Below are 14272 nucleotides of genomic sequence, written 5' to 3'. Positions count from 1 at the left end.
TCGCGTTCGCGCCACCCTAGTCGAAGAACCTCACGGAAGAGGATCGGCAACCAGCCACGCCACCATGCCTCCAACATTCCACAGTGAGTCCGGGTTGTTGAGCGCCGCCATATACGTAGCCCCAGCTTGTTCGCCCGCGATCTCGCCACTTTCGCCTGACACTGTAGGAATGCGTTTGCTTTCCGCTGCCACGGCGATGCCTGCTCTCTCGACAACTTCATCTCCCACCGCCATCGCACGGCAACCTCGACTGCTTCGCTGATCGCCACGATCAGTTCCGAGACCGGGTTATCAATCTTTCTGTCCAGTAACATCATTCGGTGGCATCATGATCGCGACGACCTCTTCAACTTTGGTCGAAATGTGTCCGAAATATCCCTTGAATCGAAAATGTGTTCGAGTATACTGAGTCAAGGGTGGGGAGGCCTTGATGACTACGGTGAGCGATTTTGTTTCGGTGGAGGATGTTGTAGCCGGTTCGGCTGCGGGTGTGCGTGGCAGGTTGTGGCGGCTACGACCGGCCGAGGTTCGAGACGTTGCCGTGAGTGTGTCTGCGGAAATCCTTCGGCTGGAGGCGATTCGGGTTGCCGCCGTCGACGAGTTGGCGCTCAATCCGGACGAGCAGGTGCTCTGCTACCGCGGCGTGGGGCGGTGGTTGGCAGCGAACACGATGCTGCAGAATGCGGCCGGAAACAAGATCGCTGCCCTCGGTGCCGCGCTGCGGGGGTTCCCGGACATCGCCGGGCAGTTCGAGGCCGGGGATCTCTCGCTCGATCATGCGGCAATAATCGTCGCGTTCTGCGAATCACCACCAAAAGGAATGCCCGACAGGGCGTTACCGTCCTGCATGAAAACCCTTCTCGCTGCCGCATCCGGGGTCGAGGCGACCACCATCAAACTGCGGTACGCGATTGCGGTTTTGGAGCGGATTTTCGAGTCGGATGACACTCCGCCTGGTGAGGACGACGATCTCAATGTCTTGCGGATTTCGCCGACGCTCAACGGGCGCGTGGCGATCAAGGGCGATTTCGATGCACTCACGGGCGAAATGTTGTTATCTGCGCTCTCGGGTCTGTCGATGCCGAAACCAGCAGCGGACGGAACCCCGGATCAGCGATCAGCTGCCAAACGCACCGCCGACGCGTTCACGGAACTGATTCGCCGGTATCTCGACAACGCCATGACCGGTGTGGACGGTGGTCAGCGTCCGCATGTGAACGTGCACATCACTGCGAAAGATCTTGCCGAGCATCGGGAATGCGCCACCATGCGCAGCGATGTCGCGGCGGATTTCGATGAGCCTGACGTCGAGGATCTTGATGTCGGGTACATGCCGTGGATGGGACCACTGAGTGTGAGCCTGACGCGCATGCTTGCGTGCGATTGCATGCTCTCCACCGTCCTGATGGACGGCAACGGCGCACCGCTGGATGCGACGCCGCACAAACGCCTCGTCACACCCGAACAACGCACGGCGCTGATCGCTCGGGACAAAGGCTGCGCCTTCCCCAACTGTGATGCCGTACCCGCTTGGTGCGATGCCCACCATATAAAACCCTGGTCAGTGGGCGGTCCGACGGTGATGGACAACCTCACCCTCCTCTGCCGTAGCCACCACCGATTGATCCACAGCACCAGCGGGTTCCGCGGGATCTGGGAAGTCAAGATGGGTTCCGATCACAAACCGTGGTTCATCCCACCAGCTGCGATTGACCCGAAACAACGGCGCCGACGCTCCACCACCCGTCAAGGCCCAGTGCACCGAGACTGAAACCGGCGCTGCCGGAACTGAATACCGTGTGAGAGCCTCGCATCACCAGCTAGCCGATGCGAAGCCCACACGCATGTGCGGGTTCAAAGATCAGCGTCCCGGATCAGTGCCTATTCACGCAAAAACCCGGCATCGCAAGAAAACTCACGACACCGGGTTCGCGGGTGAATCACCGCCGATGTGGCAGATGCCCTCTAACCGTCAAGCTCCTCGAACAACTCCATCCACTGCTCTTCAGCAGCTTCCTTGTCCGCGAGAACAGTCTTGAGTTCAGCGCCGAGGCTCTGCAACTTGTCGGGGTCAGTGGCCGCATCGGCCAGCGACGCATGCAGCTTCTTCTCCCGATCGTCCAGCTTGGCGATGGAACGCTCGAGCTTCGAAAGTTCCTTACGTGCAGCGCGATCCGCTGCCCCGTCACGAACCTGCTTACTCTTGGTCGCGCCGCTGGCCGTTGATGCCACAGACGGGTTGTCGCCGTCGCCCATCGCCGCCCGTCGACGCAGGTAGTCCTCGATACCAAGGGGCAGGTTGGTGAGCTTGCCGTCACCGAAGAGCGCCCAGGTGGTGTCACAGATACGTTCGATCAGGTAACGGTCGTGCGAGATGACGACCATCGTCCCGGCCCAGCCGTCGAGCAGATCCTCGAGTTGCTGGAGCGTATCGATGTCGAGGTCGTTAGTGGGCTCGTCGAGGAGCAGCACGTTGGGCTCTGCCATGAGAACTCGCGTCAACTGCAAGCGTCGACGCTCACCACCGGAGAGATCCCCCACCGGTGTCCGCTGACGTGCCGGCGTGAAGCCCAGACGTTCCGCCAACTGACCGGCAGAAACTTCCTTGTCTCCCAAGGTGATTCGTTCAGCCACATCCTTGACCGCGTCGAGCACCCGCATATCGGTGGGCAGATCGTCGAGTTCCTGCTTGAGCCAACCGATATGCACGGTCTGGCCCTGAATACGCCGTCCCGCAGCAGGTTCCAGCTCACCGGCGAGCGTGCGCAGCAATGTCGTCTTGCCGGATCCGTTGACTCCGACGAGGCCGACGCGCTCTCCGGGAGCAAGACGCCACGTCAGATCTTCGACCAGAACGCGGCCGTCCGGAGTCTCGAGGCGAGCGTCTTCGAGTTCGATGACAACCTTGCCGAGTCGACGCTGCGCGAACGACGCCAATGCGACGGCGTCACGAGGTGCCGGGACATCGGCGATCAACGCTTCGGCGGCCTCGATGCGGTACTTCGGCTTGGACGTTCGGGCCGGCGCACCGCGGCGCAGCCACGCCAATTCCTTGCGCGCGAGGTTACGTCGACGCTCCTCGGAAGCGTCGGCCTGACGTGAGCGCTCGGCGCGGGCGAATACCCAGTCGTTGTAGCCACCCTCGTAGCTTTCGACGCCGCCGCCGACAACTTCCCAGGTTCGCGTGGCGACAGTGTCGAGGAACCAACGATCGTGGGTCACGACCACCAGGGCGCTACGACGCGATACGAGGTGCTCGGCCAGCCACTGCACGCCCTCGACGTCGAGGTGGTTGGTGGGCTCGTCGAGTACCAGCAGGTCCAGATCCTGAACGAGGGCCGCGGCCAGTGCGACGCGTCGACGCTCACCACCGGAAAGTCCGTCGACCTGCGCGTCCAATGCGGAACGCTCGCCGCCGGCACCGAGGTTGTCGATTCCGATGCCGGAAAGCACGGAGCGAATCCGGGCATTGCCTGCCCATTCATGCTGAGCGACACCCAGCGGACCCAGCACGATATCGCCGACAGTGGATCCGGGAGGCAGCACACCGCGCTGCGTCACGACCGCCATCCGCAGTCCACCGACGCGGCTGACCCGACCCGAATCAGGTTCCTCGACGCCCGCGAGTACTTCGAGCATGGTTGTCTTGCCGCCACCGTTGAGGCCGACGACGCCGATACGCTCGCCCTCCTCGACGCCCATCGACACCCCGTCGAGCAACGGCTTGACGCCGAACGACTTCGACACGTTTTCCAGATTGATCAAGTTAGCCATCAGTGCTGTCCCTTTGCCGCTTTGTCGAGTATTCGTGCTCCGGGAACGGGTCCGCTCGCCACGCGAACGGTGCGGCACACCCCCGCTCCCGCAAGTTCAGCGCTGACATCCACGGCAGACTGTGCGTCGCTGCAGAGGAAAGCGCAGGTCGGTCCTGACCCGGAGACGATGCCGGCCAGAGCGCCGGCGTCAACGCCTGCGCGCAGTGTCCGGCGCAGCGCCGGATTGAGAGACAACGCCGCCGCCTGCAGATCGTTTCCGAGTAGTGGCGCCAGTTGTCGCGGATCGCCGGTGGTGAGGGCGTGGATCAGATCGTCCGCGTCACCGAGCCGATTCGGGGTGCCCTCAGCCCGCAGCTTGTCGAGTTCGCGGAAGACGACCGGTGTGCTCAGCCCGCCCTTGGCCAGCGCCAGCACCCAGTGAAAAGTGTTTCGAGTCAGCACGGGCACAAGCTGCTCGCCGCGCCCGGTTCCCAGCGCGGTGCCGCCATGCAGCGAGAACGGGACATCGCTACCCAGCTTCGCGGCAAAGCCGTCCAGTTCACGCCGCGAGAGATCCAATTTCCAGTAGGCATTGAGCGCAACCAACGTCGCCGCTGCGTCCGCGCTGCCACCGGCCATACCGCCGGCGACGGGGATTCCCTTGTCGATGAGAATCTCGACGTCCGTCTCCACTCCGGCTTCGGCCGACAGCAGCTCTGCAGCCTTCCAGACAAGGTTGGTCCGGTCCGTGGGCACGGCGGCGGCGTCATCGCCGACAACACTGACGGACAAACCGTCGGCGGCCGACACCGTCACCGTGTCTGCCAGCGACAATGCCTGGAATACGGTGGTCAGATCGTGATAGCCGTCGTCGCGCAGGTCCCCGACAGCCAGATGCAGATTCACCTTGGACGGGGCCCGGACTACTACAGGGCGTGGAACGACGGAGAGCACAAGGTACAACAATAGGCGCTGCGAACACCTGGGCGAAAACCTACAACCGGCTGACGCCTCATTTGACGGCTCGGACACCTACTCCAAGCCCGACAACTGCCACACTCACGGCGGCGACAATTCCGGCCAGAACGCTGCCCGCCGCGAAGTCCCCGGCAAATAGTGCACGCTCCGCATCCACGACATATCCCAGCGGGTTGATATTCACGAGTACCTTCATCCAACCCGGTGCATCGTCGAGCGGAAGCATGGTCCCCGAGAGAATCAGGAGCGGGAACATCAGCGTTTGCTGCACCACCCAGAACATCCAATCCTGCTCCCGCACAGCCAGAGCCAAAGCATAGGACAGGGCCCCGAGCCCGACGCCGAATACTCCGAGCAGAACAATCCCGACTGCCGCGCCGGCAGCATTCACGTCCAATCCGAGTGGTAACGCCACGAGAATGATCAGAATCGCCTGCGCCGCAAGTGGAACCATCTCCTTGCATGCCCGACCGATCAACAACGACGAGCGTCGTAGCGGCGTCACCAACATTCTCTCGTGCGATCCCTGCTGCATTTCGATCAGGAGGTTCGAGCCTGTCATCGTCGTGCCGAAGATCGCGATCATCACCAGCACGCCGGGGATGAACCAATTCCACACGCCGTCACCGGTGCCCGGGACGCCTTTGAGCAGCGGACCGAACAATGCGAGCAGAATCAGTGGCTGAATGAGACTGAAGACAACACTGACCGGGTCACGCAACATCGGACGCAGTTCACGCCCCATCACTATCGCGCTGTCGCGAACGATGTTGCCGCGCACAGCGCGTGGGGTATCGAGTGTGAGTGTCATGGCAAAGTCCTACTTTCTCGAGTGCTCTAGGAAGCGACTGCGGCAGCGCTCTCGCGCAGGCTGCGTCCGGTCAGGGTGAGGAAGACGTCGTCGAGCGTCGGGCGGGTGATGTCGGCGGCCAGAGCGCGGGCACCCCGCGCATCCGCTTCGCGCAGAAGCACCGGGAGCGTCGAATCACCCTCGCTCGCACGAATACTCACCATGAGTCCGTCGACGGCAGTCTCCCGCACCGTGACAAGTTGCTGCGCCACCGACGCCGCAACTGCGGCAGCCTCTTCGGTCTCGAACGTCAGCGACAGATGATCGCCCGCAAGGTCCGCCTTCAGCGCGGCGGCCGTGTTGTCGGCGATCACGGTCCCCTCGTCGATGACGATGACTCGCTCCGCCATCGAATCCGCTTCTTCGAGATAGTGCGTCGTCAACACGATTGTCGTGCCCATCTCGCGCCGCAACCGGAGTATGTGATCCCACAAATTGGCCCGACTCTGCGGGTCCATGCCCGTCGTGGGCTCGTCGAGAAACAGTAGCGGTGGCCGATGTACCAGGCCGAGTGCAATATCGAGCCGTCGGCGCTGACCTCCTGACAGCGTGCTGACCTTGCGAGTTCCGAGATCCGCGAGTTCCAGATCGGTGAGAAGTTCGTCAGCCCGACCCTGTGAATCCGGCTTGGACATTCCGTAACACAGTCCCTGCGTCACCAATTCGTCGCGAACCCGCTGGTTGTGGCCGGCGCCATTGCCCTGTCCGACGTATCCGAGACGCGAACGCACCTCGCTTCGCGCATCGGACACATCAAAGCCAGCGATGCGCGCACTGCCTGAGGTCGGTTCGAGCAAAGTAGTCAACATGCGCAGCGTCGTCGACTTGCCGGCGCCGTTCGGCCCCAACAGGGCTACCAACTCCCCCTCCGCAACATCGAGCGTCACGCCTTTGACCGCTTCGACAAGGTTCTTACCCTGCGAGAAGTGCTTGGTGAGCGACTTCGTCTCGATCATCGGACTGCTGTGATTCATGATTGAGCCCCACATTTCTTCTCGATTTCCCGGATGCGGATAAACCTAGAATCAATTGAGGACCGTTACAGTCCTCAATCTCTGCGACACTGAATTTCATGAAGGAGACATCAGCTCGTCTACTGCGGTTGCTGTCGCTACTCCAGACCCGTCGAGACTGGTCCGGCGCCGAACTCGCAGACAAGCTTGCAATCACACCGCGCACCGTTCGCCGCGACGTCGACCGCCTACGCGACCTCGGATATCCGGTGGACGCGACGGTGGGTGTCGGTGGTGGATACCGTCTCGGCGCCGGGGCCGAGATGCCTCCCCTTCAACTCGACGACGAAGAAGTACTTGCGGTGGCGTTGTCATTACAGTCCGGCGCCACCGGCTCGGTGGTCGGCATCGGCGAGGCCTCGATGCGTGCTCTTGCCAAGCTCCGCCAGATCATGCCGCCCCGGCTGCGCTACCGCTTGGAATCGCTGCAGATCGATGTGGTGCCGCGTGAACCGGCCACAAGCGCAGTGGACGCGTCCGTCCTGTCCGCCATCGCATCGGTGTGCCACAACCACGAGCGACTTCGGTTCGACTACGCCACCCATGACGGCACGCAGAGCCGCCGCGAAGTGGAGCCGTACCGCCTCGTGCGGTCGGGCGTGCGGTGGTACCTGGTGGCGTGGGATCTCTCACGGGAAGACTGGCGGTCATTTCGCGTCGACCGAATGGAACCCAAAATTCCTACCGGACCACGTTTTTCGCCTCGAGAGCTACCTCAGGGCGGGGCAGCGGAGTTCGTGTCCCGAGGAGTCGCCCGCGCCTTTTCGTCCACGCGCGCAACAGTTCTGCTCCATGCGCCCATCGAACAGATCGCGCCGATGGTCAGCGATCAGTGGGGATCAGTGGAATCCGACGGCGAAAATCGCTGCGTCATAGCACTTTCCGGAAATTCACTGCGCTCCGTCGCACAATGGCTGCGGGCCTTCGAGGTGGACTTCACAGTGCTGAATCCACCCGAACTACGCGCGGAATGTCGAATAATCGCCGAGGAGCAGGCTGTGATCACCGCCCGCTATCGTAATGCCTGACAACACTTTTCATTCGGATACAACAAAACCCCAACCCAAAAAGAGTTGAGGTTTTGTCGAGTACGTCATGCGCCGGTTGCCCGGCTCACATGGACGTCTTAGACGACGGTAACGCCGGTGGCCTGCGGGCCCTTGTTGCCCTGACCGATCTCGAACGCAACACGCTGGTTCTCCTCGAGCGTGCGGAAGCCGCCGCTCTGGATCTCGGAGTAGTGAACGAAGACGTCAGCGCTGCCGTCTTCGGGAGCAATGAAGCCGAACCCCTTCTCGGAGTTGAACCACTTCACGATGCCCTCTGCCATGTAAATCTCCTCTAACACAGTGTCTACAGGCTGTCACTGCGACCGCCCGGGTCACTTACTACGACCGTTCTGAGACAAATCCGTGGAGGATGTCCAAACGCTCGCAACTTAACCATTTGCGAGCGTGGAAACACAAACACAAACACTTACGACCAACACAAGTAGATCATAGATCCTCGACTTTGTCTCGCTCGAGTGTCAGATCACAGTCCAGCCCATTGACAGGCATACCCCCTGGGGGTACCTTGAATCTCGAAGCGATACCTACACGGGGTATCCGTACAATAGAGCCAGTCAACCGAAGGGATCTCCCATGACCACCGCCGAATACACCGTTTCCGGAATGACCTGCGGACACTGCGTCGGATCCGTCAAGGAAGAGATCGGCAACATCGCCGGAGTGACCGCCGTCGACGTCGATCTGGCCAGCGGCCGCGTCAGCGTCACGAGTGACGCCCCCGTATCCGCAACCGACATCGCCGCGGCAGTCGACGAAGCCGGCTACGCCGTCGTAGACAGCTGACGGCCATGCGCACATCGGCAACACTTGCCGCCTACGCCGGAGGCCTGGTCGTCGTATTCGGCGCCGCCTTCGGTGTGGGGGCGGCAGTCGGAAACCCTGTCGAGAGCCCGAGCCACGCGCCGGCGTCCAGCACATCGAACACGCCTGCACCCCATGAGGAAGGTCACCGATGAGTACACCCACCACCGTCGGTAGCGTCGAACTCGCCATCACGGGAATGACCTGCGCGTCGTGCGCCGCTCGAATCGAGAAGAAACTCAACAAGATCGACGGCGTCAGTGCCACGGTCAACTACGCCACGGAGAAGGCCAAGGTCTCGTACCCCGACACCGTCGGGGTAGATGAACTGCTCGCCACCGTAGAAAATGCGGGCTACTCGGCAGCGCTACCCACGCCGCCTGCCACCACCGCCGACGCAGACGTGGAGACCCCACAGGATCGTGACCTCCGCGAACTGCGCACCCGGCTGATCGTCTCGACCCTACTCTCGGTTCCCGTCATCGCGATGGCGATGATCCCCGCACTTCAGTTCACGAACTGGCAGTGGCTCTCTCTCACACTGGCGGCCCCTGTCATCGTCTGGGCGGCTCTGCCTTTCCATCGCGCCGCCTGGATCAACCTCCGGCACGGCGCAGCCACGATGGACACCCTCATCTCCATCGGCACCATTGCCGCGTTCCTGTGGTCGCTGTACGCGCTGTTCTTCGGCACAGCCGGCGAAGCCGGGATGAAACACGCGTTTTCGCTCACCGTCGACCGAATGGACGGCACCGCCAACATTTATCTCGAGGTCGCCGCAGGTGTGATCACCTTCGTGTTGGCCGGACGCTACTTCGAGCACAAGTCCAAGCGCACCTCGGGTGCGGCGCTGCGTGCACTCATGGAACTCGGCGCAAAAGACGTTGCAGTCCTGCGAGACGGTGCCGAGGTCAGAATCCCGGCCGAAGATCTTGTCACCGGCGACGTCTTCATCGTCCGCCCAGGTGAGAAGATCGCCACCGACGGAGTCATCACCGAAGGCCGCTCCGCCGTAGACCTGAGCATGCTGACCGGCGAATCGGTGCCCGAGGAGGTAGGCGTCGGCGACAGCGTTGTCGGAGCCACCGTTAACGTAGGCGGCACCCTGTCCGTCCGGGCCACCCGAGTCGGCAGCGACACGCAACTCGCCCAAATGGCAGCACTTGTCGAAGACGCACAGAACGGTAAGGCTGACGTTCAGCGTCTCGCCGATCGCATTGCGGGCATCTTTGTTCCGATTGTCATCGCGATTGCCGTTGCCACACTGGGTTACTGGCTCGGTAGCGGAAACGGAATCGAGATGGCGTTCACCGCGGCCGTCGCCGTCCTGATCATCGCCTGCCCCTGTGCACTCGGATTGGCAACACCCACCGCACTGTTGGTCGGCACCGGTCGAGGCGCCCAGATGGGAATCCTGATCAAGGGCCCCGAAGTGCTGGAATCGACTCGCGCAGTGGACACCATCGTCCTCGACAAGACCGGCACCGTCACCACCGGCCAGATGACTCTGCTCGACACCATCGCAGCCGACGGAACGAGTATCGATGACGTCTTGCGTTTGGCGGGCGCTCTCGAACATCGCTCCGAGCACCCGATTGCTGCGGCAATTGCCAAGGGTGCCAAGGAAACAGTGGGCGAACTTCCCGCGGTCTCCGACTTCGTGAACGCCGCCGGACGAGGCGTTCAGGGAATGGTCGACGGCCACGCTGTAGTAGCCGGCCGTGAGGCATTGCTCGAAGACTGGGCTATGACGTTGCCCGAGAACCTGCGGGCTGCAAAGATCGAAGCAGAAAAGGCGGGCCGCACCGCCATCGCAGTCGGCTGGGACGGAGCGGCACGCGGCGTCCTCGTGATAGCCGACGCCGTCAAGGACACCAGCGCCGAGGCGATAGCGCAGTTGAAGGCACTCGGCCTCGAACCGATCCTACTGACAGGCGACAACAAGACCGTCGCCCGGACCGTCGCAGACCAGGTGGGCATCAGCACCGTATTTGCCGAGGTCATGCCAGCCGACAAGGTCGACGCCGTCAAGAAACTGCAGGCGGAGGGACGCGTCGTGGCCATGGTCGGCGACGGCGTCAACGACGCGGCGGCTTTGGCTCAGGCCGATCTCGGTCTGGCGATGGGTACCGGCACCGATGTCGCAATCGAAGCCAGCGACATCACACTGGTTCGCGGTGACCTTCGCTCGGCAGCGGATGCAATCAGATTGTCTCGCAAGACACTGAAAACAATCAAGGGCAACCTGTTCTGGGCCTTTGCCTACAACACGGCAGCTATCCCCCTCGCGGCGGCGGGACTGCTGAACCCGATGCTGGCCGGTGCCGCGATGGCATTCAGCAGCGTGTTCGTGGTGAGCAACAGCCTGAGGCTGCGCCGGTTCAAGTAAGGGGCCTTCGGCCCCTGTGCGCCTTTTTGGTAGCGATGGCTATCAGAAAGGCGCACAGGGTTATTCGACTCCTGCCAAACGCACAAACGCCGCTGCGTCGAGCATCTCGCCACGCGTCTGCGGCTCGATTCCGGCAGCAAGGAGCCTGCGCTCCGCTTCAGCCGGCGAACCCGCCCAACCACTGAGTGCTGCTCGCAAGGTCTTGCGACGCTGAGCAAAAGCTGCGTCGATCGCGGCAAAAACACGCTTGCGGTGCTGCTCGTCCATCGGCCACGGCGGCTCGGCGTAACGGTCGATCCGTACCAGACCGGACTCCACCTTGGGCGCCGGCCAGAACACATTGCGACCCACGGCGCCGGCACGGCGGACCTCACCGAAGAAATTGGCCTTGACGCTCGGGACGCCGTAGATCTTGCTTCCCGGATCAGCAGCCAAACGATCAGCGACCTCGGCTTGCACCATCACCAGCGCGGTACGCAGGCTCGGCAGCGACGCGAACAGGTGCAACAGCACCGGCACCGCCACGTTGTACGGAAGGTTCGCGACCAGAGCCGTCGGCTCCCCCGGGATCTGCGACGGCAACACGCGCATGGCGTCGGCCTCCACCACCGTCAGACGATCTGCCAGTTCAGGAGCGCGCTCGGACACCGTCTTGGGCAGACGAGCCGCCAGATTCGGATCGATCTCCACCGCGATGACACGGTCCACGACGTCCATCAAGGCCATGGTCAGTGAGCCGAGACCTGGTCCGACCTCGAGAACCACGTCGTCACGGGTGACGCCGGCGGTAGTGACGATGCGTCGCACGGTGTTGGCGTCGTGAACGAAGTTCTGCCCCAACTGCTTTGTGGGGCGCACACCGAATTCCTCGGCAAGAGCGCGCACCTCGGCCGGGCCGAGCAGCGCTGCCTGCCCGCGAGGGGTGGCGATGGGTTGGTTCGATTCGGCGTCTGACACAGGTAAGAACTTAACCCAGTCCGAGACGACCCGAGCACGACGGCCATGCGCCCCAGCCCTGGGTACGCTGGGTCTGCGTGGCAATGGCGATCTGCTCCTCGCGGGTCGCGAGGTCGGCGCGGGCAGCGTACTTGAGCCCGCCCTGTCGTTCCCAGGTGTTCTGGTCGAACTGCACGCCGCCGTAGAAACCGTTGCCGGTGTTGATAGCCCAGTTGCCGGTGGCCTCACACTGAGCGAGCGCATCCCACGTGCTGCCGTTCTCGACCGGCGGCACCTCGGTGCCCGGCTTGGTACCGACGCGGACAACCTTGGGTTGCGCGGGTGTGGTGATCGTCTCGGCAACAGGCGTGCGACCGGTTTCGACACCGTTGACCAGATTGACCGCAAATGTGACGTCACGAACGCCGGGCACTCCCGGGTTCTCGACGATCGTTCGGCTCTGATTCATGGTCGGATCCTCGATGCGCTGATCCGGCGGATCGAGCGGCAAGGTCTCCACTCGGCTTTCGGTGATATTGCGCGTCACCGTGATCTCGAGGCCTTCGGTGAGCGGCGCATCTGCTGCGGGAACAACGGTGTCCGCAGCTGCGAGCGGAGTTCCGTTGGCGGTCAAGAACTCACCGACAGTGGGAGCTGCGAGCCGGACATCCGTCGTCGCATGTGCTCCGTCAGTCAGCTTTGCGACAACAGGCGTGAGGACATCGAGCGCTGCGCCGTCCAACGGAAGACGCTGCGAACGTGAAGCCGAAACATGAACATCTGCAGCAACATCGAGTTGCTTCAAGGCATCTTCGACTGTGAGAGCTGTTGTCCACACGGACTTCTGCTGACCGTCGACCGTCAAGGTGATCTCGCGCGCCCGACGCAGCACGACGGTGTCACCGTCGGACACGGACGCGTCCGATGCCGGTGCAACAGCGTCCTTGTCACCGATCGAATAGCCCGCATCTTCGAGAATGCCGTCGACGTTGCTCGCCATGGTGCTCAGGCGAATCTGCTCACCGTCGACATCGAGAGTGATGGTCTTGTGGTTGACCACAGCCAGAATTCCACCGGCCACCAGCGTGAGAAGCAACGCGGCGATCATCGAATACAACAGCGGTGATCGCGTCGAGTTGAGCTTCGCAAGCGGTGACATAGGTTCCTGACTTCTGGTCCGGGGTCAGTGCGCGGCTAGCGCAGACCCAATTTGCTTGTGCACGAAGGCCATGCGCCCCAGCCCTGACCGGCGCGAACCTTCTCGCCGATCGCGATCTGCTGCTCACGGGTTGCGAGGTCGGCACGCGATGCGTACTCGCCACCGCCGAATGCCTGCCAGGTGCTCTGGGTGAATTGCAATCCGCCGTAGAAACCATTGCCGGTGTTGATCGCCCAGTTGCCGGTGGCCTCACACTGCGCAATCGCATCCCAGGTCGCCGCATTGGAAATTGCCGGTACCGCAGGCTCTTTGATGCCGACCTTCACTACCGCGGCAACAGGTTCCTTGACCACGGTCGCAGAAAGCTCAGTACGCGCTGCCTCGACACCATTGACGGTCTTGACCTCGATGGTCGCCGTGCGCTCACCGGGAACTCCCGGGTTTTCGACGACGGTCGAGTCCTTCTCGAGCGACGGATCGTCGATCTTGTTCTCCGGCGCGGGAATCGGCTGGTTCTCGACACGGGTGTCGGTGCGCGACCGGGTAATTTCGACGGTGAGCCCGTCAGTGACAGGAGTCTCGGCGGGCGGAACAACGGTATCGGCCTGCTCGAGCGGAGCATTGCGTGCGGCCAGAAGATCACCGACAGTAGCGGCGGCAAGCTTGATTTCCGTAGCGGGCGCACCGCCGTCCGCAACGTTGACAACCTTGGGGCTGATCACGTCGAGTTCCGTGCGTTCGAGCGGCAAACGATGCGAGCGTGACGCCGATACGGCAAAGTCGTCGGCCACGTCGAACTGCTTCAACGCTTCGTCCACGGTCAGCGCGGTGGTCCACACCGTCTGCTGCTTGCCGTCGACGGTCAAGTCCAGCTCACGTGCGCGTCGCAGAACGACAGTGTCACCGTCGGCCAGGGAGGCGTCGGAACTGGGCGCAAGTGCGTCCTTCGGATCCACCTCGTATCCGGCCTTGTCCAAAGCGCCACCGACGCTGCTCGACATGGTGGACAGCGAGATCATCTCGCCGTCGACGTCGAGCGTGATCGTCTTGTGCTGAACCACCACGAGCAGCCCACCGACAACAAGCGTCAGGAGCAGCGCCGCCACCATCGAATAGAGAAGTGGTGACTTCGTGGAGTTGATCTTGGCAAAAGGCGACACAGGAAATCCCAAGGCAGACGACGTTCGATCACAATACGGTAACGGCCACACACCGCTTCGGCAACCAAACGGTCACGAATTGCGACTTTTGTCACGGAATAAACACGGCGTGTCGCAGGTCGGTAACTTTTTACCTCAGTTAACGGTGTACCGATTCAGCG

The 14272-nt window shown here is 62.4% G+C and carries 14 protein-coding genes; 5 read left to right on the top strand and 9 right to left on the bottom strand.

Features of this window, described 5'->3' with window-relative positions; genetic code table 11:
• Positions 1 to 30: 30 nt before the first annotated feature.
• Positions 31 to 234, bottom strand: coding sequence for a hypothetical protein (locus tag RG2_RS18845; protein WP_051730476.1), 204 nt, complete (start codon positions 232 to 234; stop codon positions 31 to 33).
• 196 nt (positions 235 to 430) lie between these two features.
• Here RG2_RS18845 and RG2_RS18840 point away from each other — a divergent pair, with 196 nt between their 5' ends.
• Complete coding sequence (locus tag RG2_RS18840; RefSeq protein WP_033234269.1) at positions 431 to 1771, top strand: HNH endonuclease signature motif containing protein; 1341 nt, start codon at positions 431 to 433, stop codon at positions 1769 to 1771.
• Between the two features lie 194 nt (positions 1772 to 1965).
• On the opposite strand, the gene RG2_RS18835 is transcribed toward RG2_RS18840, so the two are convergent.
• The 4 genes from RG2_RS18835 to RG2_RS18820 are packed head-to-tail and all read right to left on the bottom strand — an operon-like array spanning position 1966 to position 6539.
• Entirely contained in the window at positions 1966 to 3774 is a 1809-nt protein-coding gene (locus tag RG2_RS18835) for an ABC-F family ATP-binding cassette domain-containing protein (protein ID WP_033234268.1), read from the bottom strand.
• Positions 3774 to 4709 (bottom strand): 4-(cytidine 5'-diphospho)-2-C-methyl-D-erythritol kinase, encoded by a 936-nt coding sequence (locus RG2_RS18830; RefSeq protein WP_033234267.1) that lies wholly within the window; start codon positions 4707 to 4709, stop codon positions 3774 to 3776. The genes RG2_RS18835 and RG2_RS18830 overlap by 1 nt, the downstream gene beginning before the upstream one ends.
• A gap of 58 nt (positions 4710 to 4767) precedes the next feature.
• Complete coding sequence (locus RG2_RS18825; RefSeq protein ID WP_033234266.1) at positions 4768 to 5544, bottom strand: ABC transporter permease; 777 nt, start codon at positions 5542 to 5544, stop codon at positions 4768 to 4770.
• Between the two features lie 26 nt (positions 5545 to 5570).
• On the bottom strand, positions 5571 to 6539 hold the full coding sequence (locus RG2_RS18820) for an ABC transporter ATP-binding protein (RefSeq protein ID WP_033234403.1): 969 nt from the start codon (positions 6537 to 6539) through the stop codon (positions 5571 to 5573).
• 116 nt (positions 6540 to 6655) lie between these two features.
• On the opposite strand from RG2_RS18820, the gene RG2_RS18815 reads away from it, so the two are divergent.
• The gene (locus RG2_RS18815; protein WP_033234265.1) at positions 6656 to 7624 is read left to right on the top strand and encodes a helix-turn-helix transcriptional regulator; all 969 of its coding nucleotides are present in this window, start codon (positions 6656 to 6658) and stop codon (positions 7622 to 7624) included.
• Positions 7625 to 7722: 98 nt separating this feature from the next.
• Here the strand turns inward: RG2_RS18815 and RG2_RS18810 are convergent, their stop codons facing one another.
• Positions 7723 to 7926 (bottom strand): cold-shock protein, encoded by a 204-nt coding sequence (locus RG2_RS18810; protein ID WP_033234264.1) that lies wholly within the window; start codon positions 7924 to 7926, stop codon positions 7723 to 7725.
• Between the two features lie 313 nt (positions 7927 to 8239).
• Here RG2_RS18810 and RG2_RS18805 point away from each other — a divergent pair, with 313 nt between their 5' ends.
• Genes RG2_RS18805 through RG2_RS18800 form a run of 3 tightly spaced genes read left to right on the top strand, consistent with a single transcriptional unit; the run spans position 8240 to position 10856 of the window.
• Complete coding sequence (locus RG2_RS18805) at positions 8240 to 8449, top strand: heavy-metal-associated domain-containing protein (RefSeq protein ID WP_033234263.1); 210 nt, start codon at positions 8240 to 8242, stop codon at positions 8447 to 8449.
• A gap of 5 nt (positions 8450 to 8454) precedes the next feature.
• A complete protein-coding gene (locus RG2_RS31870; protein WP_155276682.1) occupies positions 8455 to 8622 on the top strand; it encodes a hypothetical protein in 168 nt (55 codons plus the stop codon).
• Positions 8619 to 10856, top strand: coding sequence for a heavy metal translocating P-type ATPase (locus RG2_RS18800; RefSeq protein WP_033234262.1), 2238 nt, complete (start codon positions 8619 to 8621; stop codon positions 10854 to 10856). Before RG2_RS31870 ends, RG2_RS18800 begins: the two co-directional genes overlap by 4 nt.
• 60 nt (positions 10857 to 10916) lie before the next feature.
• Here the strand turns inward: RG2_RS18800 and rsmA are convergent, their stop codons facing one another.
• The 3 genes from rsmA to RG2_RS18785 are packed head-to-tail and all read right to left on the bottom strand — an operon-like array spanning position 10917 to position 14111.
• Positions 10917 to 11813 carry a 16S rRNA (adenine(1518)-N(6)/adenine(1519)-N(6))-dimethyltransferase RsmA gene (rsmA, locus tag RG2_RS18795; RefSeq protein WP_033234261.1) on the bottom strand — a complete coding sequence of 299 codons (897 nt, stop codon included), beginning with the start codon at positions 11811 to 11813 and terminating at the stop codon, positions 10917 to 10919.
• 10 nt (positions 11814 to 11823) lie between these two features.
• Positions 11824 to 12951 (bottom strand): resuscitation-promoting factor, encoded by a 1128-nt coding sequence (locus RG2_RS18790; RefSeq protein ID WP_033234260.1) that lies wholly within the window; start codon positions 12949 to 12951, stop codon positions 11824 to 11826.
• Between the two features lie 35 nt (positions 12952 to 12986).
• Positions 12987 to 14111 (bottom strand): resuscitation-promoting factor, encoded by a 1125-nt coding sequence (locus RG2_RS18785; RefSeq protein WP_033234259.1) that lies wholly within the window; start codon positions 14109 to 14111, stop codon positions 12987 to 12989.
• Positions 14112 to 14272: the final 161 nt, after the last annotated feature.

Origin of the sequence: Rhodococcus globerulus NBRC 14531, assembly GCF_001894805.1 — a bacterium.
GTDB classification, from domain to species: domain Bacteria; phylum Actinomycetota; class Actinomycetes; order Mycobacteriales; family Mycobacteriaceae; genus Rhodococcus_F; species Rhodococcus_F globerula.
The sequence above is the reverse complement of the archived record's forward strand: the minus strand, read 5'-3'. Positions and strand labels throughout refer to the sequence as shown.